The organism is Sphingomonas sp. SL1004 (assembly GCF_057815015.1).
In genome coordinates this window covers 1,126,825-1,148,815 of sequence record NZ_JBYMUX010000001.1, presented here as the reverse complement: position 1 = coordinate 1,148,815, position 21,991 = coordinate 1,126,825, and the positions used below count along the sequence as shown (strand labels likewise).

Here is a 21,991-nt window from a genome sequence, read left to right as displayed (position 1 = left end):
ATAATGTAAGATTTCAGTTGCGTTACAATTCATTCCACTGTTCAATCCGACTCGTTCAGTCAAAAGATGCAACGGGCCGAGACGCCGCGTGGGGGAGGGCGATGGCGCTCTTTCCCACTCGTAGCTTGCCGTCCATCGTCACTGATCGGGGGAGGATGATCGCGAAAGGCCGCCGGCGGGTTGGACCCGACGGTGTTTCTGACACTCGGCAGACCCTGGGGAGGGGTGCCGTTTTCGGGGGCCTCGATGATCATACGCAGGACGACACACACAGCTTCGGTTACCGACGGAACGGCGATTTCACGCAGGACGGCACTCGAGCGACTTGGCCTGATCGGGGGGCTCGGCGCGACGCTTGGCGCAATGCAGGCGTTGGGGCTGACCGGCGGCCTGATCGGCGAAGCGCACGGCGAGGAGATCGCGACGCTGACGCCGACCCTGGGCAAGGGCGTTCACGTCGTCGTGCTCGGCGCGGGGATCGCAGGCCTCACCTCCGCGTACGAACTGGAGCAGGCGGGCTTCCAGGTGACGTTGCTGGAGGCGCGAGACCGGGTCGGCGGGCGAGCCTGGACGGTGCGCGACGGCGACAAGATCGAGATGATGGGCGAGCAGACGCAGACCGCGAAATTCTCCGACGGCATCTATTTCAATGCAGGGCCGGCACGGATCCCGAGCTTTCACCAGGGCCTGATCGGATACGCCAAGAAGTTCGGCGTGCCACTCGAAGTCGAGGTGAATTCTAGCCGCTCTGCCTATGTGATGGGTGAGAATGGCAGCAAGATCCGGATGCGGACCGCGATCAACGACATGCGCGGCCATATCGCCGAACTTCTGGCCAAGGCGATCAACCAGGGCTCGCTCGATCAGGCAATGACCGCGGCGGACAAGCAGAAGCTCATGCCGTTCCTCAAGGCGTACGGCGATCTCGGCGAGGATTACGCCTTTGCCGGGACCGAGCGATCAGGCTTTGGCGCGGCCCCCGGTGCGGGCGTGACCTTCTCGTCGGCAGGTAGTGCGGTCCCGCTCGACCAGCTACTCGCCAACGAACGGCTGCCGATGACATTGTTCGAAGACAATCTCTATATGCAGGCGACGATGTTCGAACCGGTCGGCGGCATGGACCGGATTCACGCCGGGTTCGATCGCAATCTGCGCCGCCCGGCGATCCGCGGTGCCGAGGTGACGAAGATCCGCCACACCGCACGCGGCGTCGACGTGGTCTACCGCGACAAGGCGAGCGATGTCGTCCAGACGATCGCGGCGGACTATATCATCTGCACGATCCCGTTCCCCGTGCTGGCGACGATCGACACCGATTTCTCGCCTGCGCTCAAGAAGACGATCGCGAGCGTCGTCTATGATCATTCGAACAAGGTCGCGTTCGAGAGCCCGCGCTTCTGGGAGCGCGAACAGATCTATGGCGGCATCTCGTTCGTCGGCGGACCGACCACGCTGATCTGGTACCCCTCGGCCGGCCTCCACTCCGAGCGCGGCATGCTGCTCGGTTGTTACTCCTCCGGGCCAGCCGCGGCGGAGTTCGCCAAGCGGCCGATCGCCGAGCAGATCGCCTTCTCGCGGGGCGTGATAGACCGGTTGCATCCGGGGCATGGCGCCGATCTGGTCAACGGGCTGGCGGTGAACTGGCACAAGATCCCGTACAGCCTGGGGCCGTGGCCCGACTGGAATGCGGGCAGCGCGAATGGTCGGCAGGAGGGGCATATAGACACGCCTAGCTTCCGCCTGCTGCAGAAGCCCGACGGCCGCGTGTATTTCGCGTCCGCCGCGCTCAGCCAGACGCCGGGCTGGCAGGAGGGGGGAATCCAGTCCGCGCAAGGTCAGGTGATGGCGCTCGCCCGCCGTGTCGCCGCGCAGGCCTCGACCGAGCGGACCCGTCGCGCGGCATAATCGCTTGCGGATCGTTGCTCTAAAGTAACGATTCTATAAATAGTGACGATACGGTTTCAATACGGCGTCGAATCAGTTGCGTTGCCAATAAATCACCGCAACCATGCTTATGCCGACCAATAACAATACTGGGCCTTGTGGTTCGTAAACTTGCGTTACGAGAATGATGAAACGCGTACAGGTGACTAAGATCATCGTACAATTTGGGAGAGATGTCTGAAGGCGATCATCAATAAGGGGGGAATCCTTATGAAGACCGTTAGCAGCATTTCACGTGGCGCACTCATCGTGGCGCTCGCAAGCCTTTCGACCGTTGCCGCGCATGCCCAGGCCATCGAAGCCGCGGGCCAGGCGTCCGCGCAAGCCACACCGGGCGACGAGATCATCGTCACCGGCACGCGCGCCACCGGCATCACCGCCGCCGAGAGCGCCGCACCGATCAAGGTGCTCGATGCCGACCTGATGAGCCATGTCGGCCAGCCGAACCTCAACCAGGTCCTGACCCAACTCGTGCCATCGTTCACCGCACAGGCGTTCGGTGGCGACACCGCAAACCTCACGCTGTCGGCGCGGTTGCGCGGGCTGAGCCCGAACCACACGCTGGTGCTGATCAACGGCAAGCGACGTCATGGTACCTCGAACCTCGCCGTCCTCGGCGGACCCTATCAGGGCGCGGCAACCGCCGATCTCGACCTGATCTCGCCCTCGTCGATCAAGCGCATCGAAGTGCTGGAGGACGGCGCCGCCGCCCAATACGGCTCGGATGCGATCGCCGGCGTCATCAACATCATCCTCAAGGACGACAAGGAAGGCGGCGACGGCTACGCGACCGCAGGCGAGAATTACGATACCGGCGGCCGCACTTATGCCGGCACCTTGCACCTCGCGACCAAGCTCGGCGAAGACGGCTTCATCAACGTCACGGGCTTCTATCGCTATCACGACTTTACCCAGGTCGGCGGACTCGATCGCCGCGTCACCGACATCAACGGCAATCTGCTGACCAGCACGACCAACCCGTCGCTCACCGCGGTCCAGCAGAGCCTCTATCCGGGCATGTCGGGCTTCCCGTACGTCAACAAGATCAGCGGCGATGCGCAGTCGCGACTGACCAATCTCCAGTTCAATTCCGGCTATGATTTCGGCGATGTCGAGGTCTACAGCTTCGGCACCTTCTCGCGTCGCATCGCCAGCGCGTACGAGAATGTCCGCGTGCCGACCCGCGTGTCGCGCACCGTGGCGGGCGTGACGACCTATTTCGACCCCGAAGGCGACAGCCCGGTCAACGGCTTCTCTCCGCGTGAGAAGATCCGCGAGGAGGACATGGCGTTCACCGGTGGCGTGCGCGGTGATACCAGCGGCTTCCACTACGACCTGTCGACGACGTTCGGGCAGGACAAGAACGAGATCTACACCGTCAATTCCGCCAATGCCTCGCTTTACGCGGATACCGGTTTCACCCCGACGACCTTCTACAACGGCTTCTTCAAATCGAGTGAATTCACCGCCAACGCCGATTTCACGCGTGAGTTCGAAGTCGGGATGGCCGCACCGCTAAACCTCGCTTTCGGTGGCGAGTACCGCAAGAACGTCTACGAGATCGGTGCTGGCGACGCCGCCTCGACCTACAAGGAAGGCGGCCAGTCCTATCCCGGCTTCCGCGCCTCCGATGCGGGCGTAAACGGTCGCGAAGCCGAAGCCGCCTATGTCGATATCGCCCTCATGCCGGTCGAAGGCCTGAAGGTCGACGTCGCGGGTCGGTACGAGCATTATTCCGATTTCGGCAGCAAGTTTATCTACAAGGGCACCGGCCGCTACGACTTCTCGGATGCGTTCGCACTGCGGGGCACCTTCTCGACCGGCTTCCGTGCACCGACGTTGGCGGAGTCTTTCTACTCCGCGACGAACGTCTCGCCGACCTCGGCATTCGTGCAGTTGCCAGCGAACTCCGCGGCGGCAAAGCTCATCGGCTTTGCCAATCTGAAGCCGGAGAAGTCGACCAACTACAGCCTCGGTACCGTCATTCGGCCGGTGCCGCGGCTGACGATCACGCTTGATGCCTATCAGGTGAAGATCGAGGATCGCATCCTTGGCACAGGCTCGATCTTCGGCAGCGGCGGCGCGACCAACTTCCCGATCGTGACCGCCGCGATCCGGGCCAATGGTAACGTTCTCGACTCCACCGTCAGCCAGACCGGCATCAACATCTTCACCAACGGTGCCGACACCCGCACCCGCGGTTTCGATCTCGTCGCCAGCTATGCCAGCGACTTCGGCGATTATGGCAAGGCGACGTGGACGCTGTCCGGCAATTACAACAAGACCAAGATTACCAAGCTCGCCAGCGCGCCGCCCGCGCTCGGCACACTCCTGTTGTTCGACGATGGTGCCCGCGCCAATATCGAGACCGCATCACCGCGCGTCAAACTCATCGGATCGACCTTCTACTCGATCGACAAATTCTCGATGACGTTGCGCGGGACGGTCTATGGCAAGAGTTCGTCGAAATACAGCCCGGACGGCGGCGTGTTCTATACGCAGAAGATCGGCACCGCATTCATCGGCGACGTCGAACTGAACTTCAAGGCGACCGACGATCTCGAATTCTCGATCGGTGCGAACAACGTCTTCAACAAGCGTCCGCCGACGATCGGCCTGGTCCCCGGCACGCTGAACAACACGCTCGTCGGCGGCGGCAACCAGCTCGACGCACCGCTGACGTTCAGCCCGTACGGGATCAACGGCGGCTATTATTATGCCCGCGTCAACGTAAGCTTCTAAGAGATCGGGCGTGGGTGGCGTGCTGCCTGCGCCCGAACCATTCGAGTATGTTTCGGGAGAGAAATGCATGAAGATGACGACCGCAACGATTGCCGCTGCGCTGGCCTGTGCGCTGGCGATGCCTGGTATGGCCAGTGCCGCAACCAAGCCTGTAGTGGTACGCCACGCCAACACCCCGCCGGGGTTGATCCTCCAGGGCGTGACGGTGCCGGCTGGCGCGACGACATTGTACCTCAGCGGGCAACTCGCGGCGCAGGTCGATCCGTCGAAGAAGATTGCGCCGGCGGACCTGACGATCGCGGATTTCGGCGATACCAAGACCCAGACGATCAGCGTGTTCACCAAGATCAAGACGATCCTCGCCGCGCAGGGCTATGCGATGAGCGACATCATCAAGCTCACCGTGTTCGTCGCGGGCGACCCCAAGCTTGGCGGCAAGATGGACTTTGCCGGCATGAACGATGCCTTCAAGATGTTTTTCGGCACGCCCGAGAACCCGAACACCGTCGCGCGATCGACGGTGCAGGTCGCGGCGTTGGCGGGCCCGGCGTTCCTCGTCGAGATCGAGGCGACCGCGGCGAAGTAACCACAGGCCGTCCGAAACCCGGCCTGTTCGGTCCGGGCTTCGGACGATCCTTACGCTGCGACCGGCGCGTATCGCCTGAGAAACTCGGCGTGCGTCGGCAGATGGTCGAGCTTTGCGGCGATCCCGCGCTTCAGGTCGGTCAGCGCGGATTGCAATTGTGTCGTCTGCATCGTCGCAGGCAGGCGGTGATGGGCCTGCGGGATCACACCCTGTCCCAGCATCACCTCGACCCATGAGTCCGTGCGGAACAGCTCGTCCTGATCCTGATACGCCATCGCCGCCTCGCGGAAGAGCGCGATCCGCGTTGCGAGGCTTTCGGGAATGTCGAGCGTCCGGCGCGACTGCCAGAACGGCGTGTCGTCGCGGTGCGTCAGCGCATAATGCAGGATGATGAAGTCGCGGACCTGCTCCCATTCGCGACGTGATCGCGCGTTGAAGCGTTCCGCCAGCGCGTCACTGTCGTCGCCGAACGGGAAATGCTGGATCAGCCATGTCACCGCGACCATCACGAGATGAATGCTGGTCGATTCGAGCGGCTCGACGAACCCGCTGGCGAGCCCGAGCGACAGGCAATTGCCGTTCCACACACGCCGCCGCATCCCGCTGGTGAAGCGCAACTGTCGCGGCTCGAACAACGGCTCGCCATCGATCCCCGCCAGCAATCGCGCGCGCGCGTCGTCATCGGACAAATGCGCGCTCGAATAGACCAGGCCGTTGCCGACGCGGTGCTGGAGCGGGATCTTCCACCGCCAGCCTTCGCCGTGCGCGATCGCGCGCGTGAACGGCACGGGCGCTTCGGTCGCAGTCGTCTGCACCGCAAACGCGCGGTCGGTCGGCAGCCAGTGCGTCCAGTCCTCGAACCCGGTCTTCAGCGTATCCTCGATCAGCAGCGCGCGGAAACCGGAGCAGTCGATGAACAGATCGCCGTCGATGCGTTCGCCCGATGCGAGGACCAGCGTCTCGATCTTGCCGGTTTCGCCATGCTGCTCGACCCTGGTGATCTTGCCCTCGACGCGCCGCACGCCGGCGGGTTCGGCAATCCCGCGCAGGAACTTCGCGTAGGCGGTCGCGTCGAGATGATAGGCGTAGGCGAGCGTCTGGTCGCGATCGAGCGCGAAGCGATTGGCGGCGGCGGCCTGCAGTTCGAGCGAATAGTCGCCATATTCGCCGCCGAACCCGCGGGCACGTGCCTCGAGCCAGAAATGCTGGAAGGCCGCGACGAAGGTCGACCGGCCGACCGATCCGAACGCGTGGAAATAGCGCTGGTCGATCCGGTCCCAGTTCTCGAACGCGATGCCCAGCTTGAAGGTCGCGTTGGTCGCGCGGACGAACGCGTCTTCGTCGACGCCGATGAACTGGTGGAAGGTGCGGATCGTCGGAATGGTCGACTCGCCGACACCGACGGTGCCGATCTCGTCGGATTCGATCAGCGTGACGTCGATCAGGCCGGCGAGCTGGCGGATCAGCGCGGTGGCAGCGATCCAGCCGGCGGTGCCGCCACCGGCGATGACGACGCGTTTGCGGGGGACTTGGGTCATCGGTTGATCCTGTTGGCGACCAGGGCGCGGAGCCGCCGCGCCATCATCGCGTCGAGCGGGGCAAGGGGGCCTTGCGCCGCCTCGGGCAAGTGTCCGGCCGCTTGCTCCGACGGCGCGAACAGATAATGATCGAAGATCGCGCGCCACGCCTGCTTCTCGTGATCGGGCCGTCCGCGCAGGCTTAGCAGGCCGTGGAGCAGGGTGGTCATCGGCGTGTCGAGATAGTCGGGCGCGGCATTCCACCAATAGTTCACCAGGATGTTGAACGGCGCCAGCGCCTCGACATGATGCCACCACAGCGCCGGGTAGACGAGGACGTCGCCTGGTTCGAGTTCGGCGACTTCGGCCGCGGCCATCGCGTCCGCGAACTTTGGATAGCGGTCGAGATCGGGTGCTGTGAGATCGACCATGCTGACGACCTGGCCCGCAGGCGTCGGCTCGATCGGGCCGGGATAGAGATTGCCGACCTGATCGGGCGGAAACAGCGTGAAACGGCGTCGGCCGGCGACGCAGACCGCCATGTTGTTCGACATGTCCCAGTGCGTCGCGGCGGTCGTGCGGTTGCCGATCCAGATGCTGGCGACTGGCGGGTGCGCGGTGAAAGTGCCGTCGGACGGGACGAGGTCGTTCGCCGCGCGCAGGCCGGGAAAATACGTGTCGAGGTCGGTCGAGCCGAGATAGATCGACGGCGCATCCGCATCGTCCAGCGTGCCGAGGATGCGATCGAGGAATTGCCCGAGCGATGCGCGTTCGCTGGCGAAGTTCATCGCGGTCGCATCGGGGGTATAATGGAACCGGCCGCGGATCGCAGGCGCGCCGACATAGCCGACGACGAGCAGCCCGGCATCGGCCTCGCGCAGCATCGCCGCGGCGGCGGCAGGGGAGTCGAGCCCGGCCTGTACCAGCGCCCAGTCGCGCGCCGCACCCTTCAGCAGGACCGGACGGCCTTGCTCGACAAGTTCGCCGACCGCGATGGCGTCGATCGCGACGTTCTCGATCGTCCTGACCCGGCAGGTCGCCCGCGAGATCACGGCGTCAGCGTCGGCCATCGCGCACCAGCTTGCGGTCGAGCAGGGCCGGTAGATTGCCGAGCGACGAGATCAGCCACACTGCACACCGCAGGAAATCGCCCGCGTGCAACCGGGCGAGCGCCGCGCCGTCGAGCGCGGCGAACCGTTCCGCCGACAGCGTGATCGCATCCGGGATGACGTGGCGGCGATCGTCGCCATAGGCCAGTTCGAGCGTCACCTCGTCGAACAGCTCGGCCTCGGCGAACGCATCGATCATCGCCGGCATGATCTGTCGCCCGGCATAGATCGAACGGAGCACGCTGCCGACCCGGTCCAGATACGGCGCGTTGCCACCGTGATCGAGGAAGATGCGCTCGCCGTCGTCACGCCCGACGCGTGGATCGGACGCGTCGATATGGATCATCGGTTCGCCGGGGGCGCCGCCGGCGGGCACGCCGATCGAGAACGGTCCGCGCTGCATCAGCGCCGGCACCGTGCGCGCGGTCCAGTGGTCGTCCTCGAGAAACAGGTTCTCGCCGCGCTCCAGCCCGAGCAGCGCCCGCGCTTCCAGCGCGCCGTCGGCATCGCGGCGAAACACGATCGCATAGTCGCGCGACAAGGCTTCGAATTCGGTCGGGAACACCGCCACCTGATTGACGCCATCGCCCCACGCCGCGCCCGCCGCGGTGACGACGCGCAGGTCATGATGGTCCACATTGTTAAGCAGGACGGGGTTAAGCAGGATGGGGCCGGACATGCTTCAACTCGTGCCGAGGATGAGGGGAATAGTCTACACGAAGAAGGCCGCCGTACAGCGGCCTTCTCGCATTGACGTCGAGTGGATCACACTCTGGCGACGACGTTAGAAACGATAGCGCACGCCGGCCAGATACCGCGCCGATCCTTCCGATTGGAACCAGGTGTTGATCTTGTCGCGACCATAGGTCCGGACGCCTTCCTCGAACAGGTTGATGCCCTCGACGCTGACCGCGATCCGCGGCGTGATGTCGTAGCTGACGTTGACGTCGACCTGGCCGTACGGCGCGGTGAACACCGGGTTGCGATAGCTGTCGCGGTTGATCTGCGTCAGGAACTTCGCGCGCCAGTTATACGCGACGCGCGCCGAGATGCCGTATTTCTCGTAGATCAGCGTCGCGTTGGCGGTGTCCGAAAGACCGACCAGCGCGAACAGATCGACGGTCGGGTCCGCCGCTACGTCGATGCCGATATTGCCGCGGACCAGTGTATAGCTCGCCGCCACGCCGAAGCCGGTATCGCCCAGGAAATATTGCCCGGCGATCTCGGCGCCGTAGATTTCGGCATCCTTGTTGTTGATCGGCGTGTTGACCGAGAAGTTGAACAGCGGATCGTTCGCATCGGCAAGGATGTCGACCGCCGCCAAAGTCTGGTCGACGAACCCCTGATCGAGCGAGCGCGTCGCCGCATTGTAATGCTGCGCGAACTGCGCATTGGCGGCGGCCACGTTGCCGTTGTTCTGCTGCAGGACGGCGGTGTAGGTGAACAGGTTCACGTCGGTGATGTCCGCGCGGAAGACGTCGGTCAGCTGCGTCTTGGCCGTACCCGATCGCGTGCCGGCAGCCCCCGATGTCGGATCGCGCAGGCCGAACAGGTTGCGGTTGACCTGCGTGTTGCCGATGAAGTTGTGCACCCGCTTGTCGAAGAACCCGACCGACAGATACACATCCTTGCGCGGATACCATTCGAGCGACACGTCGAAATTGTCCGAATTGAGCGGATCGAGATCGGTGTTGTTCGAATTGCCGGTCGCAGTGCCGCCGATTGCGGACGGCCGCGGCGGCGCGCCGACCCCGGTCGAGGCGAACAGCGTGCCATAAGGCGGCCGCGCGATCGTCTTGCTGTATGACAGGCGACCCTTCAGCGTGCTGGTCAGGTCGACCGAGAAATCCATCGATGGCAGCAGGTTGTTGTAGCTGCCCTTCGACGAGATCGCCTGCCGGTCGGCCGAGTTCAGGATGTTGAAATCGTTGTCCGCCTGCCAGACGATGGCGAGTGGCACCGGCTGCAGCGAAGTCGCGCTGACCCGCGTGCTTTCGAACCGTGCGCCCGCGACCAGATTGGCGTTCATGCCGCCGAACTGGCCGCTCCACGTGACCTGGCCGTACACCGCCCAGATCTTCTCGCGAACGCGGTTGTCGTTGTTCGCATCGATGTTGAGCTGATGGTTCACGCCATCGTTCGTGATGCCGATATAGTGGCTATACAGCGAGTTGTAGAGCTTGGTTGCGTCTTCGGTGCGGAAGGCGACCATCGTGTTCGCGTCCGGGTTCGCATCATTGTGATTGAACTGGCACGCGGTGCAGAACTGGAACACCTGGCCCGGTGCGACGCGCTCGATGTCGGGCGGCAGCGAATTGCCCCAGTCGCCCAGCACCTGGCGGGTGTTGTACTGCGTCTGGCGCGTCTTGGTCTCGCGGTAGTCGCCGCCGAAGTCGAACCGGCTGCCACCTCCCAGATCATAACCGCCATCGAGACGGATTTCCTTGATCCGCTGCGACTGGGTCGACGCGAACTCGCGCTGGATCGCGCTCGACAGATCGCCGATGTCGACCACGCCGTTGCCGTTACCCTTGACGAAGGTCTGGCCGGTCGGCGTCGTGCTCGTGGTACGATCGTTGATGGCGAGCGTCTGTACCGGGAAGCCGTTGGTGCCCCAGTCGAGCGAATGCGCGGCGATGACCGGCGCATTGAACGCGACCGTGGTCGAGGTCTTGCCGTTGGGATTGTCCGGCGTGCTGTCCGCCTTGCCGATATGGCCGTCGAGTGCGAGCGAGAACTTGTCGGTGACGTCCCATTTGATGTTGCCGCCGAAGTCGTAAAGTTGGTTCTTCTGCGCGCGGTAGGCCTGCTCGAACGCTTCGTCCTTCACGCCGTTGATCGTCTCGTGCAGATATTTGGTCGTCGCGATGCCGTTGCTCGCATCGTCGAAGGTCACTTCGTCGAACGGACGGTTGAACCAGTTTGACTGGGTCGAACGCCGCTCGGATGCTTTCAACTGCGCGAACAGCGCGTCGGCGGTCAGCGTCAGCGAGTCGGTCGGCTTGAACTCCATCACCGCTTGGCCGTTCAACCGCTCGCGGCTGTCCTCCGAATAGTGATAGCGGCTGTCGTTCGGCACCGAGACCAGGACGTTGCTGTTGGTCGGCAGGTTGTTGATCTTTGTCGCGGCGTTGACGAAGCCGTTGCCGGGATTGAGAAAATCCGAGAGCGTGCGGATGTTCCAGGCGTCGTTCGCCTGGCTCGGCACGCTGAAGTTGCGCTTCTGGTAGCTGCCGAACAGCGACACGCCGAAGCGCTGGTCGGGGTTGCTCCAACTCAGCAGGCCCGACACTTCAGGCGTCACGTGACTGCCGCAGTCGACACAGTCGTCCGCGCTCGTGTCGTAGCTCGCCTTGGCGCCGATCGAGCCGTTGATCCCGGGGGTGCGCGCGTCGAGCGGGTGTCGGCTGACGATGTTGACCGTCGCGCCGATGCCACCCGAGGGAATCGCCGCGCGGCCGGTCTTGTAGACCTCCAGCGTCTTGACGCCTTCCGAGGCGAGGTTGGCGAAGTCGAACGAGCGACCGAAACCGCCGGCGCCGTCACCGCCCTGGTCGCCGCCGACCGCGACGACGTTCGAGGTCGCGAGCTGGCGGCCATTGAGCGTGACGAGGTTATATTGTGCGCCGAAGCCGCGGACCGTGACCGTCGAGCCTTCGCCGTTCACGCGGTCGATCGAAACGCCGGTGATGCGCTGAAGCGATTCTGCGAGGTTGGTGTTCGGGAACTTGCCGATGTCCTCGGCGGAGATCGCATCGACCACGCCGAACGAATCCCGCTTCAGCGCGATCGACCGCTCGAGCGAGGCACGGACGCCGGTGACGACGATCTCGTCCGCGGGCGGCTGGTCCGGCATCGCATTGGTCGCCGTTGCACCGGTTTCCTGCGAGACCGGACCGGCCGAGGTATCGGCCTGCGGCGTGCCTTGCAGAGCTTGCGGCGGGCCCGACGGTGCCAGCGCCGCCTGTGCCGACGTAGATTGCGCGCCGGCCAGCGACGGCATCGCCAGTCCGGCCACCAGCGCGATCGCCGATGTCGAGCGCGCGAACGCCGACGTGATGGTGAAACCCCTCATAATCATCCTCCCTGACCGGCACGTCCCCGCCGGTAATTTCTTGGCGGTGTAACCCCGCGTTCCCAGATCGTGCTATCAGCCGACAACGATGTCAATCACAGTATGATACAGATTGTGACACCGTTGTCCGTCGATGTTCGATTTGTCTTACTGTGTGTCTAAAGCAGCACGCGCGCTCCGCAGCGACCGGCCATCGAGCGTGACTTTGCCAGTCGCGACCGGGTGTTCGGCATCGGTTGCGAGCGTCAGCGTATAGGCGCCACCCGCGACCCGCCATCCGCGTTCTTTCCACCGTGCCAGGATGCGCGGATCGGCGCTGATCGTCACGGTTGCGGTCTCGCCCGCCCGCAGCGAGCGCCGCGCCCAGCCGACCAGTCGTGGCGCACCGCCGTCAGGCAACGTCGCATAAAGCTGGGGAAGGACCGTCCCGGCCCGCGTGCCCTGGTTGGTCACCTCGAACGTCACGCTGGCAGCCGTGCCGCCGACGAACCGCGCCTTGGCGATACGCGTCTTGGCATAGCTCAGCCCGTACCCGAACGGAAACAGCGGGCGATCCTTGCGCATCGCGTACCAGCGATAGCCGACGTCCGCACCTTCCTGATACGTCACCGGGTACGCGGCCAGCGCAGCCGCATCCCCCGCGCCGGCATTCGCCGATGCGTCGCTCTTGGTGCTGCCGTTCGGTGACTCGACCGGGCGAGGGCGGGGCAGCTGGTCGATCGTCCGCGGGAAGCTGATCGGCAGGCGGCCCGATGCATCGACATCGCCGAACAGGACGCGCGCGATCGCCTCGCCGCCGCGCTGGCCGGGATACCAGGCTTCGACGATCGCCGGCACGCGGTCGACCCACGGCATCAGCACCGGGCCGCCGGTCTCGAGCACGACGATAGTATGACGATTGGCGGCGGCGACCGCGTCGATCACCGCGTCCTGACCGTCGGGCAACGACAGCGACGGCGTGTCCTGAGCTTCGGTCTGCCAATGTGTTGCGAATACGATCGCGATGTCGGCGCCACGGGCCGCGGCGGCCGCGGCGGCGGGGTCGCTGCCGTCGACGAAGCTGACCTTGGCCTGCGGAGCGAGCGCCTGGATCGCGCGTAGCGGCGAGGATGCATGATAGGTAATCCGTGCGAACGACGCCGCGGCACCGCTTTTCAGCGGAATCTCGATCGGGACGCCGCCGACCGAGCGCACCTGCGACGATCCACCGCCCGACAGGACGCCGACATCGGCATGTCCGCCGATCACGACGATCGAGCGCGCAGTCTTGGCGAGAGGCAGGACGTCGCCGGTGTTCTTCAGCAGCACGATGCCCGCTTCTGCCGCCCGCTGCGCGACCTCGGCATGCGCGGCATAGTCGATCGTCTGCGCGGCGGCCGGCGTCGGGTGGTCGTAAAGCCCGCTGGCTATCACGCCGGTCAGGATGCGGTGGACCATCTCGTCGAACCGCGCGGTCGAGACACGCCCGGCGGCGATCGCATCGACCAGCGGCTTGCCGAAGAAGATCTTCGAATCCAGTTCCTGTCCGGATTCTTGGTCGAGCCCCGCATTCGCCGCCTTCTCGGTCGAATGCACCGCACCCCAGTCCGACATGACGAAGCCGGGGTATTTCCAGTCACCGCGCAGCACGTCGGTCAGGAGGAATTTGTTCTCGCACGCATAATCGCCATCGATCCGGTTGTACGCGCACATGACCGAGCCCGGCTTGCCCTCCGCGATCGCGATCTCGAACGCGAGCAGGTCGCTTTCGCGCAGCGCGGTGCGGTCGATTCGTGCGTCCAGGATCGCGCGGCCAGTCTCCTGGCTGTTCAGCACGAAATGCTTGATCGTCGAGACGATGTGGTTCGATTGCACGCCGCGGATCGATGCGCCGCCCATGATCCCGGTCAGCAGCGGATCCTCGCCGAGATACTCGAAATTACGCCCGTTCCACGCATCCCGCGTCAGGTTCACACCACCCGCGAGCAGCACGTTGAAGGTTTTTGCACGAGCCTCGGCCCCAGCCATCGCGCCACCGGCATAGGCGATGTCGGGATCGAAGCTGGCGGCAGTGGCAAGGCTAGCGGGCAGGGCGGTCGCGACGTCGCCCTTGCGCTGCTCGACCTGGTTGGCGACGCCGAGCGACGCATCGCTCTCGCGCAACGTCGGAATGCCGAGCCGGGGGACGCCCGGGACATAGCCGGCGGACGGGATCATGTCAGGTGCTTGCGGCTTGGCCATCGGCGGGAAGAAGCCGTGAACATAGGCGAGCTTCTCGGCCTGCGTCATCGCCTTGACCAGCGCGTCGGCGCGCTCCGTGGGTGTTCGTGCGGTGTCGGTCCACGCGCCGGGCGTCTGCGCGCTAGTGGCGCGTATCGGTGCGCTCTGCGCGGCGAGCGCGACTGGCGACACGAAGCTCAGCAGCGCGCAGGCATAGCGCGCGACTCGAATGGTCATGGTTTCGATCCTCCCCTGCCACGTCTTGGCCGCAGCTTGCGAGCGTGATCGCGAAGTCCGACATCGATGTCAATGGCGACTGCGCTTGGCCTTGTTTCCTCGCGAAGGCGGGGACTCAGGCTGGGCTCCCGCCTTTGCGGGAGAACAAAGGGGCGTGAATGATGGTCTCCTCGAACCAACACAGCGGATTTCGTTAAACACCGAACCACCCTAGGATGGCCGCGTGACCAGCGCCGTGAACAGCACCGACATCGACGATGAACAGCGCGCGACGCGCCTGTTCCAGCTCTGCATCGGCATCTATTTCATTGGCGGCTTCCTGAATTCGCTGGTCGGCCTGCTGGTGCCGCGGCTGCGGATGATCGAGGGGCTGAACCATACCCGCTCGCTCCTCGTGCAGTTCGCGTTCCATTCCAGCTACCTGCTGTTCGCGCTGCCGATCACCGCGCTGGTCGTCCGGTTCGGCTATATGCGCAGCATCGCGGCGGGGCTGCTGGTGATGGCGATCGGCTGCGTCCTGCTGGCGGGATCGCTCGTGTCGCCGAGCTATGCCGCGGTGCTGCTGGCGCTGCTGGCGCTCGCGGGCGGCGTGACGTTCCTGCAGATCGCCGGCAACATCGTCGTGCCCGTCGTCGAACCGGCGCGCCGCGCGGTGTCGCGGATGACGTTGCTCCAGGGCTTCAATTCGCTCGGCACCGTATTGGCCTCGCTCGGCGGTGCGACGCTGCTGCTCGACGCCGGGCGGACGCAGGCGATCGACATCGCCGGGCATGTCCGCCTCGTCCTGCCGTTCCTGATCGTCGCGCTGGTGACGTTGGTGCTGGCCGTCGCGTTCCTGCGCCGCCGCGATCTGCTGCATGCGATGCCCGCCCCGCGTCGGGTGCCGCTGTCGGGTCTGCGCGGGGTCTTGTCGAACCGCCGCTTGCTCGCGGGGGGCGGCGCGATGTTTGCCTATGTCGGTGCGGAGGTCACGATCGGCACGTTGCTCGTCGAATATCTCGCAATGCCCGCGATCCTGGACGTTTCTCCGGTCGCGGCGGGGCAGCTGGTCAGCCTCTACTGGGCCGGCGCGATGGTCGGGCGGCTGCTCGGCGCGCGGTTCCTGACCCGGTTCGGCGCACCGGCGATGCTGCTCGGCTGCGCGATCGGCGCGGCGCTGCTGGTGGCGATGGCGGTCGGCCTGCACGGACCGGTCGCCGCCGCTGCCCTGCTCGCGGTCGGGCTGTGCAACGCGGTGATGTACCCGACCATCTTCGCGCTCTCGCTGCCCGACGATCACGCCACCGCGCCCTATGCCTCGATGCTGTTGTGCATGGTCGTGGTCGGCGGCGCGATCGTACCGTTGCTGACCGGCGTGATCGCCGACGCGGTCGGGCTGACACCGTCGTTCCTGCTGCCGGGTGCCTGCTATATCGTCATCGCGGCGTTCGCGTGGTGGCGACGGCGGCCCTCGTGCGTATAGACCCATCATGAGCTCGGTAACCATCAAGGACGTCGCGGCGGCGGCGGGCGTTTCGCCCAAGACGGTGTCGCGCGTCATGAACGCCGAAGCGCATGTCCGCGCCGCCGTCCGCGATCACGTCCTGCAGGTGGTCGCCGAACTCGGCTACCGCCCCAACGCCCACGCGCGCAGCCTGTCGAGTTCGCGCTCGTTCCTGATCGGGCTGTTCTTCGACGATCCCGCATCCGGCTATGCCGCCGATGTCCAGCTCGGAGCGATCACCCGCTGTCGCCATCACGGCTATCACCTGGTGGTCGAGCGGATCGACCGGTCGGCGCCGGGCTGGCTCGACGATGCGGCAGACGCGCTCCAAGCGCTGCATCTCGCCGGCGTGATCCTGACGCCGCCGGTCTGCGACTGGGTCGAACTTACCGAGCTTCTCGCCGCACGCGGCATCCCCGCGGTCAAGCTCGGCTCGACCGCTGCGGACGACGTCTCGGCGGCGGTGTATATCGACGACTACCAGGCGGCCCGCGACGTGACCGACCATCTGATCGCGCTAGGCCACCACGACATTGCCTTCGTCCAGGGCATCGCCTCGCATTCGGCCTCGGGCCAGCGCCTCGCCGGGTTCCGCGACGCCGTGGCGCACGCCGGTCTGGTTATCCGCGACGACTGGGTGCAGGCGGGCGACTTCACCTTCCGCTCGGGTATGGCCGCCGGCGAGGCGATCCTGGCCGGTGCCGACCGTCCGACCGCGATCTTCGCCGCCAACGACGAGATGGCGCTCGGCGTGCTGGTCAGCGCCGCGCGGATGGATATCGCCGTTCCCAGATCGCTCTCCGTCGCGGGTTTCGACGACGCCCCGATCGCGCGGATGGCGTGGCCACAGCTCACCACCATCCGCCAGCCCAACGCAGACCTCGCCGCCGCCGCGATCGATATCCTGGTCGACCCGGCCTATCCGCAGGCCACCATCCGCAGCGTACACTCGTTGCAACTCCCCTACAGCTTCGTCGAACGCTCCAGCACCGGCCCGCGTTGACCGCGGACCGGTACCGAAACGCCCGGAGCCGTTCAGAGCCCGACCACGCCGCCATCATTCTTGGTGATCACGATCGTCGCCGACCGCGGCCGTGACGGCGTCGTCACCGTACCAGCCTGGTTCGCAGGCCAGCTGCTGGTGATGTTGGTCGGCCCGCCATTCTCGCCCGGATGCTGGATGTTGACGAACAGCGACCGACCGTCCGGCGTCGAGTGGATGCCGGTGATCTCGCATTCCTTCGGCCCGACCAGGAAGCGGCGCAGGGTCGTGCCCGGTGCCTTGCCGATCCGCGTCGCCACCGTGCCGGTGTTCGCGCCGATGGTGTTGGTCACGGTCCGCGTCGTGCCGTCACCGACGATCCCCGGCACCGAGGCGAGCAGCATGCAGTTGGTGACGTCGGTGTACGCGCCGTCGTCGGTCTCGATCCACATCACCGGCGCGACCGTCCCCGAGGCGTTGCTCGGCAGGCCGAACCACAGGCCGTCCGGCGACGAGAAGTCGTTGGTCGCATCCAGCCCCGAGAGATTGATGTTGGTCGCATCCAGATCCGAGCCCGCACCGAATGCGTATATGTCCCAGGCGAACGTCGTCGCCTCGGACGAGTCGCGGGTTTCGCGCAGGCGGATGATATGGCCGTTGGCATTGCCGGTGGTCTGCCCCCCGGTGGTCTTTGGATCGACATAGGCGCGCGGGTTGGGCGCATCCGCCGTCGCCACGGTCCGCGACGAGTTGTTGGTCAGCGTGCAGTACATCTCGCCGGTCGCGGGGTTCACCGCGGTCCATTCCGGCCGGTCCATCCGCGTCGCACCGAGCGCATCGGCCGCAAGCCGCGTGTTGATCAGCACGTCGACCTGGCTGGAAAAGGGGTAGGCGGCGTTGGCGGCCGTCAGCGGTCCGACATTGTACGTCAGCGGCAGCCACTGGCCGGTGCCGTCGGCGGCGAACTTGGCAACATACAGCGTGCCCTTGTCGAGATATTTGTCGCCGATCGCGAGCCGGTTGGCCGCGGTCGCATCGGCCGCCGACCAAGGCGTTTCGGATACGAACTTGTAGATATATTCGTTCTGAGCATCGTCCCCCATGTAGAATGCCGGCTTCACGCCCGCGATTGTCCGGCCGATCTGGCAACCCTCATGGTTCATCCGGCCGAGCGCAGTCCGCTTGCGCGGGGTCGAGGCGGGATCGAACGGATCGATCTCGACCACCCAGCCATATTGGAAGATCTCGTTACGGAAATCGCCCGTGCCGTCGTCAGGCGCGCCGGCCTGCGCAGTGATGTTCCAGCGGGCATAGGCGGTACTGGTCGTGTCGGCCGGCGTCACCGTCGACCAACCGTAATTGCCGCCAGTGTTGCTCTCGCTCTTGCCATAACGCGCGAGCGAGGTGTTGGCTTTCACCCCGACCGGGCCACTTGCCGCCCGGCGCACGCCGTCGCCGACTTCCCGCTTGAAATACCCGACCCAGTTCTCTTCATTAGTCAGGTACGTGTTCCAAGGCATTGTACCATTGGCACAATTGTTGATCGTACCGCGACCCGCAGTGGCGTCCGGCGAATACTTCGTCTTGAGGCTGTCCGCGCCGCGTACCGGTCCCGAAAAGCTCATCGGGGTCAGCGGCGTAATACGGCGGTTAAACGACGACGTCGTGACATAGCTCCAGGCGGCCGCACGGCTGACCTCGATCACCGAAACGCCGTGACATTCCATCTCCTTCAGCGCCTCTGCTTCGGGACGAACACCTGCCGTCGTGGTCGCGCCGTTCGGATGTAGATAGGCCTGGGTGATGTTCTCATGATTCAGCACGAGCAGCCCGCGCGTGTTGCCGTTCGCGTCCGGCGTGCCGCTGGCGGACAGCCCGAAATAGCTCATCCCGTCGTGATGATCACCCGCCCGCTTCGAGAATGTCGTGTCGGTGCCGTCGTTCGCATACGCCGCGACGCCGCTGCCGATTGGATCTCCGAGCCGGTACAGCACCGTCACTGCATATCCAGTCGGTACTGCAACGACATCCGCAAGGCTCTTCGCAACCGCTGTGAAGCCCAGCGAAGCAGCACCAACCGTCACGCTGGTCGTCGCGGTTACCGAACTGCCCGCCGAGACCGCCGTGAACAGGAAGCTCAAGACCGTACCTGCCGCAGCGCCCGGTACGACGAACGTCGCGGTGGCGGTGGTGGCGCCGGCGAGGGTGACGGCAGGGCCGGCGGTCTGCGTCCAGCTCACGCTGTCGACCTGGCCGATCGCCGCGCCGGTCAAAGTCGCCACGCGCCCTGCCGACGAACTGCCGCCTGCGGTCGCGGTCACCGTGACCGGGCTCGCGCCATTGTCGTCATCGTCGTCGCACCCGGCGAGCAGCATGCCGCCGAACACCGCTGCGGCGGTCGCGGACATGCCCCCCATCAGCGTCTGGCGACGCGAGTACCGTGCCTCGATCAGGTGGTTGATATGCGGCGTGCTGGTCGGATTGGTCTCGATATCGCCGTCGGTATAGATGGTCTCGAACGTCATGCTGTGTTCCCCCGGGAATGAGAATGCGGTGTCGTATCAATGCGTACGGATCAGAACTTCGCGCCCAGTTCCACGCCGTAGAAGCGCGGTTCGCCGGCGATGTAGGTCGGGATGCCGAAGCCGCCGCCGGTGTTGCCCGCGTCGATCAGGTAGCGCTTGTTGGTCGCGTTCCGGACGAAGCCGCCGACGCTGTACTTGCCGCCGCCAAGCTCGAGACCGGCACGCAAATTGACCAGCGTATAGCCGGGCGTGCTGATCGCCGGGTTGTTCGGCAGCTCGAAGAACACCTTCGATTTGTAGGTGACGGTCGGCGTGGCATAGAGCGTCGCGCCGCCCACCGGCAGGCGCAGCATCGCGCCGGCCGATGCGGTCTTGTCCGGCTGCAGACGGAACTGGTTGCCGGCAAACACGCCATTCGCAGCTTCGTCACCAATGCCGCCATCGATATAGGCGAACGTCCCGAATACAGAGAGATACGAGGCGAGCTTCAGATTGCCCTCGAGCTCGACGCCGAGGTTCTTGGCGGAGCCTGCGCTCTGGGTCGTTGTCACGCCATTGGCGGTCACCGACACCTGGAAGCCATCATAGGTCTGGTAGAACACCGATGCCGCGCCGCTGAACGGCCCGACGCGACCCTTGATGCCGCCTTCGTAGTTCCAGACATTCTCCTGCGGCACGACCTGCAGATTGGGGCCGACGCCGAACGCCGTGCGCTGGGCGGCGAGCTGGACCACCGGCGAGCGGCGCCCCTTGCTGATGGTCGCATACAGGTTGACGTCGTCGGTCACCTTCAACAGCGCGTTGAAGCGCGGCAGGATCGCCGTGAAGCTCTTTTCCGCGACGAACTTGTTGCCGTTGGTGTTGACCGTACCGAGCAGGCTCGACTGGATGCCAAGCGCCGCCAGGATCACCGAGTTCGGCTGGACCGACGAATAGCCCGACTGCCGATCCTCAATCAGAATCCGCGCGCCTGCGGTCAGTTCGAGTGCCGGCACCGGGATGTACGTCGCGTCGGCGAACACCGAATAGGTGTCGTTGTTGCCGAAGTTGGTGAACACCGACGAATACGGAATTGCAGTGGCGCGGCCACCTGTCAGCACCGATGTCGCGCGGGTGGCAGGGATGGTGCCGTTGGCAGCGACGCAGTTGGTCCCGGTCGGGATGCCAGCGCCGTTCAGTGCGGTGCGGATCGGCGCGTAGGCTGCGGCAACCGAGCAGGCGAGGTACGTGCCCTCTTCGGTTGCGAACGGCACCCGCTGAAAGCCGTTTTCGAAGAACGCGTTCCAGCCGACCGAGGCACGATATTTCGGCCCTTCGAACGCGAAACGGCTCTCATGGCTCCACTGGTCGCCCTTTGCGTCCTCGGCGAACTCCAGATACGCGGCGGGGCCACCATCCGCGTCGAAGATCTCTAGCGCGTCGAACCGGCGATAGCCGTTGACAGTGGTGAAGGTGATTCCCGGCGACAGGTCCGCGGTGATCGTCAGGTTCGCGTCGTAGACGTTACGCGTCAGGCCGAGTTTACGCGCGCCGAGCAGTTCGAGGCTGTACGGCGAGCCCGAGAGTTCGGCATATCCGTAATCGCCGGTCTGGCCGCCGGTCGGAGCATGCGCGCGGCTCTTGAACGCGGTGCCGGGATTGCGCTGGCCGTCATAGGTCAGGACGAGATCGGCGGTGATGGTATCGCTCGGCTTGAAGCGCAGCGAACCGCGGACGCCGCGCTGATCCTGGCCGTTCAGGTCGTCCTGGTCGACGAGACCCTGGTTCTGGTTGGGTACGTTCGCGTCGCCGGCGATGTTGCGGACATAGCCCTTGCGGTATTTGTACGCGAAGGCGAGCCGGCCGGAGAGCGTCTCGTTGCCGGCGTTCAGAAAGCCCGACACCTGCGTGCGGTCGAAATTGCCGTAGGAGGCGTCGATCGCGCCCGAGAACCCGGGCTGCGGCTTGGCGGAGATCACGCTGATCGCGCCGACCGCGGCGGCGGTGCCGAACAGCGTCGCCTGCGGGCCCTTCACGACCTCAATGCGCTCCAGATCGTACAGATCCTGCCACGCGCCACGAGACCGGCTGATATCGATGCCGTTGTAATACAGCGTGACGCGCGCGCCCTGCTGCGACGAACCATTGTCCGAGGTGATGCCGCGGATCACGAAGCCGGGGTTGTTCGCGCTCTGCTCCTGGACCTGGAGACCGGGGATAAAGGCGGCGACCTCGTCGAGTTCGGACACGCCGATCGAGGCCATGCGCGCGCCGGTCAGCGCGGTGACGGTGACGGGGACGTCGGCGATCCGCTGTTCGCGCTTCTGCGCGGTGACGACGATCTCGTCTTCGGGCGTGTCGGTGTTCAGTGCGGCCTGCGTGATGGCCTGGCCGAGTGCGGCCTGGGCAAGTGCTGCGGTCGAGCAGGTCGTGGCGAGCGTCGCAAGTGCGAGCCGCGTGAAGATGCGTGTCATTGTGTCCCCCGTGTCGTTGGGGAGGCACTAGGGGGAAGAGGTGACGTTTCGATGGCGTAATAATGAAACGAACATGACAGTGTCGTCATTCGACTGTCACACCGGTTACGCCAGAGTGTCGCGGAGCGTGGCTAGCAGG

Annotated in this window: 12 protein-coding genes; 5 read left to right on the top strand and 7 right to left on the bottom strand. The window is 65.1% G+C overall.

All coding sequences use genetic code 11. The annotated features are described in order from the left end of the window. Positions 1–246 precede the first annotated feature (246 nt). From AC3D24_RS05065 to AC3D24_RS05055, 3 genes are all read left to right on the top strand, one after another. Positions 247–1,905 (top strand): flavin monoamine oxidase family protein, encoded by a 1,659-nt coding sequence (locus AC3D24_RS05065; RefSeq protein WP_489028782.1) that lies wholly within the window; start codon positions 247–249, stop codon positions 1,903–1,905. A gap of 249 nt (positions 1,906–2,154) precedes the next feature. Beyond that, the gene (locus tag AC3D24_RS05060) at positions 2,155–4,686 is read left to right on the top strand and encodes a TonB-dependent receptor plug domain-containing protein (RefSeq protein WP_489028780.1); all 2,532 of its coding nucleotides are present in this window, start codon (positions 2,155–2,157) and stop codon (positions 4,684–4,686) included. 67 nt (positions 4,687–4,753) lie between these two features. After that, positions 4,754–5,272, top strand: a complete 519-nt coding sequence (locus AC3D24_RS05055) for a RidA family protein (protein WP_489028778.1) — start codon at positions 4,754–4,756, stop codon at positions 5,270–5,272. Between the two features lie 50 nt (positions 5,273–5,322). Here AC3D24_RS05055 and AC3D24_RS05050 read toward each other — a convergent pair whose 3' ends face one another. From AC3D24_RS05050 to AC3D24_RS05030, 5 genes are all read right to left on the bottom strand, one after another. Further along, on the bottom strand, positions 5,323–6,810 hold the full coding sequence (locus tag AC3D24_RS05050; RefSeq protein WP_489028776.1) for a tryptophan halogenase family protein: 1,488 nt from the start codon (positions 6,808–6,810) through the stop codon (positions 5,323–5,325). Continuing rightward, entirely contained in the window at positions 6,807–7,859 is a 1,053-nt protein-coding gene (locus AC3D24_RS05045; RefSeq protein ID WP_489028774.1) for a cupin-like domain-containing protein, read from the bottom strand. The genes AC3D24_RS05050 and AC3D24_RS05045 overlap by 4 nt, the downstream gene beginning before the upstream one ends. Further along, positions 7,846–8,577: a SapC family protein gene (locus tag AC3D24_RS05040; RefSeq protein WP_489028772.1), complete on the bottom strand. Its 732-nt coding sequence runs from the start codon at positions 8,575–8,577 to the stop codon at positions 7,846–7,848. The genes AC3D24_RS05045 and AC3D24_RS05040 overlap by 14 nt, the downstream gene beginning before the upstream one ends. Positions 8,578–8,682: 105 nt before the next feature. After that, positions 8,683–11,973: a TonB-dependent receptor gene (locus AC3D24_RS05035; RefSeq protein WP_489028770.1), complete on the bottom strand. Its 3,291-nt coding sequence runs from the start codon at positions 11,971–11,973 to the stop codon at positions 8,683–8,685. Positions 11,974–12,120: 147 nt separating this feature from the next. After that, positions 12,121–14,409, bottom strand: coding sequence for a beta-glucosidase family protein (locus AC3D24_RS05030; protein WP_489028768.1), 2,289 nt, complete (start codon positions 14,407–14,409; stop codon positions 12,121–12,123). A 223-nt stretch (positions 14,410–14,632) separates the two neighbouring features. Here AC3D24_RS05030 and AC3D24_RS05025 point away from each other — a divergent pair, with 223 nt between their 5' ends. Together AC3D24_RS05025 and AC3D24_RS05020 are read left to right on the top strand one after the other, a co-directional pair. Then, positions 14,633–15,871 (top strand): MFS transporter, encoded by a 1,239-nt coding sequence (locus tag AC3D24_RS05025; RefSeq protein ID WP_489028766.1) that lies wholly within the window; start codon positions 14,633–14,635, stop codon positions 15,869–15,871. A gap of 7 nt (positions 15,872–15,878) precedes the next feature. Next, entirely contained in the window at positions 15,879–16,895 is a 1,017-nt protein-coding gene (locus AC3D24_RS05020) for a LacI family DNA-binding transcriptional regulator (RefSeq protein WP_489028764.1), read from the top strand. 32 nt (positions 16,896–16,927) lie between these two features. Here AC3D24_RS05020 and AC3D24_RS05015 read toward each other — a convergent pair whose 3' ends face one another. Continuing rightward, positions 16,928–19,399, bottom strand: a complete 2,472-nt coding sequence (locus AC3D24_RS05015) for a PhoX family protein (protein WP_489028763.1) — start codon at positions 19,397–19,399, stop codon at positions 16,928–16,930. Positions 19,400–19,449: 50 nt separating this feature from the next. Next, entirely contained in the window at positions 19,450–21,852 is a 2,403-nt protein-coding gene (locus AC3D24_RS05010; protein WP_489028761.1) for a TonB-dependent receptor, read from the bottom strand. Positions 21,853–21,991: the final 139 nt, after the last annotated feature.

What these genes read in the sequence shown, in the direction of transcription:
- AC3D24_RS05065 (WP_489028782.1), top strand. Translation starts at nt 247, where the DNA reads ATGATCATACGCAGGACGACACACACAGCTTCGGTTACCGACGGAACG.
- AC3D24_RS05060 (WP_489028780.1), top strand. Translation starts at nt 2,155, where the DNA reads ATGAAGACCGTTAGCAGCATTTCACGTGGCGCACTCATCGTGGCGCTC.
- AC3D24_RS05055 (WP_489028778.1), top strand. Translation starts at nt 4,754, where the DNA reads ATGAAGATGACGACCGCAACGATTGCCGCTGCGCTGGCCTGTGCGCTG.
- AC3D24_RS05050 (WP_489028776.1), bottom strand. Translation starts at nt 6,810, where the DNA reads ATGACCCAAGTCCCCCGCAAACGCGTCGTCATCGCCGGTGGCGGCACC.
- AC3D24_RS05045 (WP_489028774.1), bottom strand. Translation starts at nt 7,859, where the DNA reads ATGGCCGACGCTGACGCCGTGATCTCGCGGGCGACCTGCCGGGTCAGG.
- AC3D24_RS05040 (WP_489028772.1), bottom strand. Translation starts at nt 8,577, where the DNA reads ATGTCCGGCCCCATCCTGCTTAACCCCGTCCTGCTTAACAATGTGGAC.
- AC3D24_RS05035 (WP_489028770.1), bottom strand. Translation starts at nt 11,973, where the DNA reads ATGAGGGGTTTCACCATCACGTCGGCGTTCGCGCGCTCGACATCGGCG.
- AC3D24_RS05030 (WP_489028768.1), bottom strand. Translation starts at nt 14,409, where the DNA reads ATGACCATTCGAGTCGCGCGCTATGCCTGCGCGCTGCTGAGCTTCGTG.
- AC3D24_RS05020 (WP_489028764.1), top strand. Translation starts at nt 15,879, where the DNA reads ATGAGCTCGGTAACCATCAAGGACGTCGCGGCGGCGGCGGGCGTTTCG.
- AC3D24_RS05015 (WP_489028763.1), bottom strand. Translation starts at nt 19,399, where the DNA reads ATGACGTTCGAGACCATCTATACCGACGGCGATATCGAGACCAATCCG.
- AC3D24_RS05010 (WP_489028761.1), bottom strand. Translation starts at nt 21,852, where the DNA reads ATGACACGCATCTTCACGCGGCTCGCACTTGCGACGCTCGCCACGACC.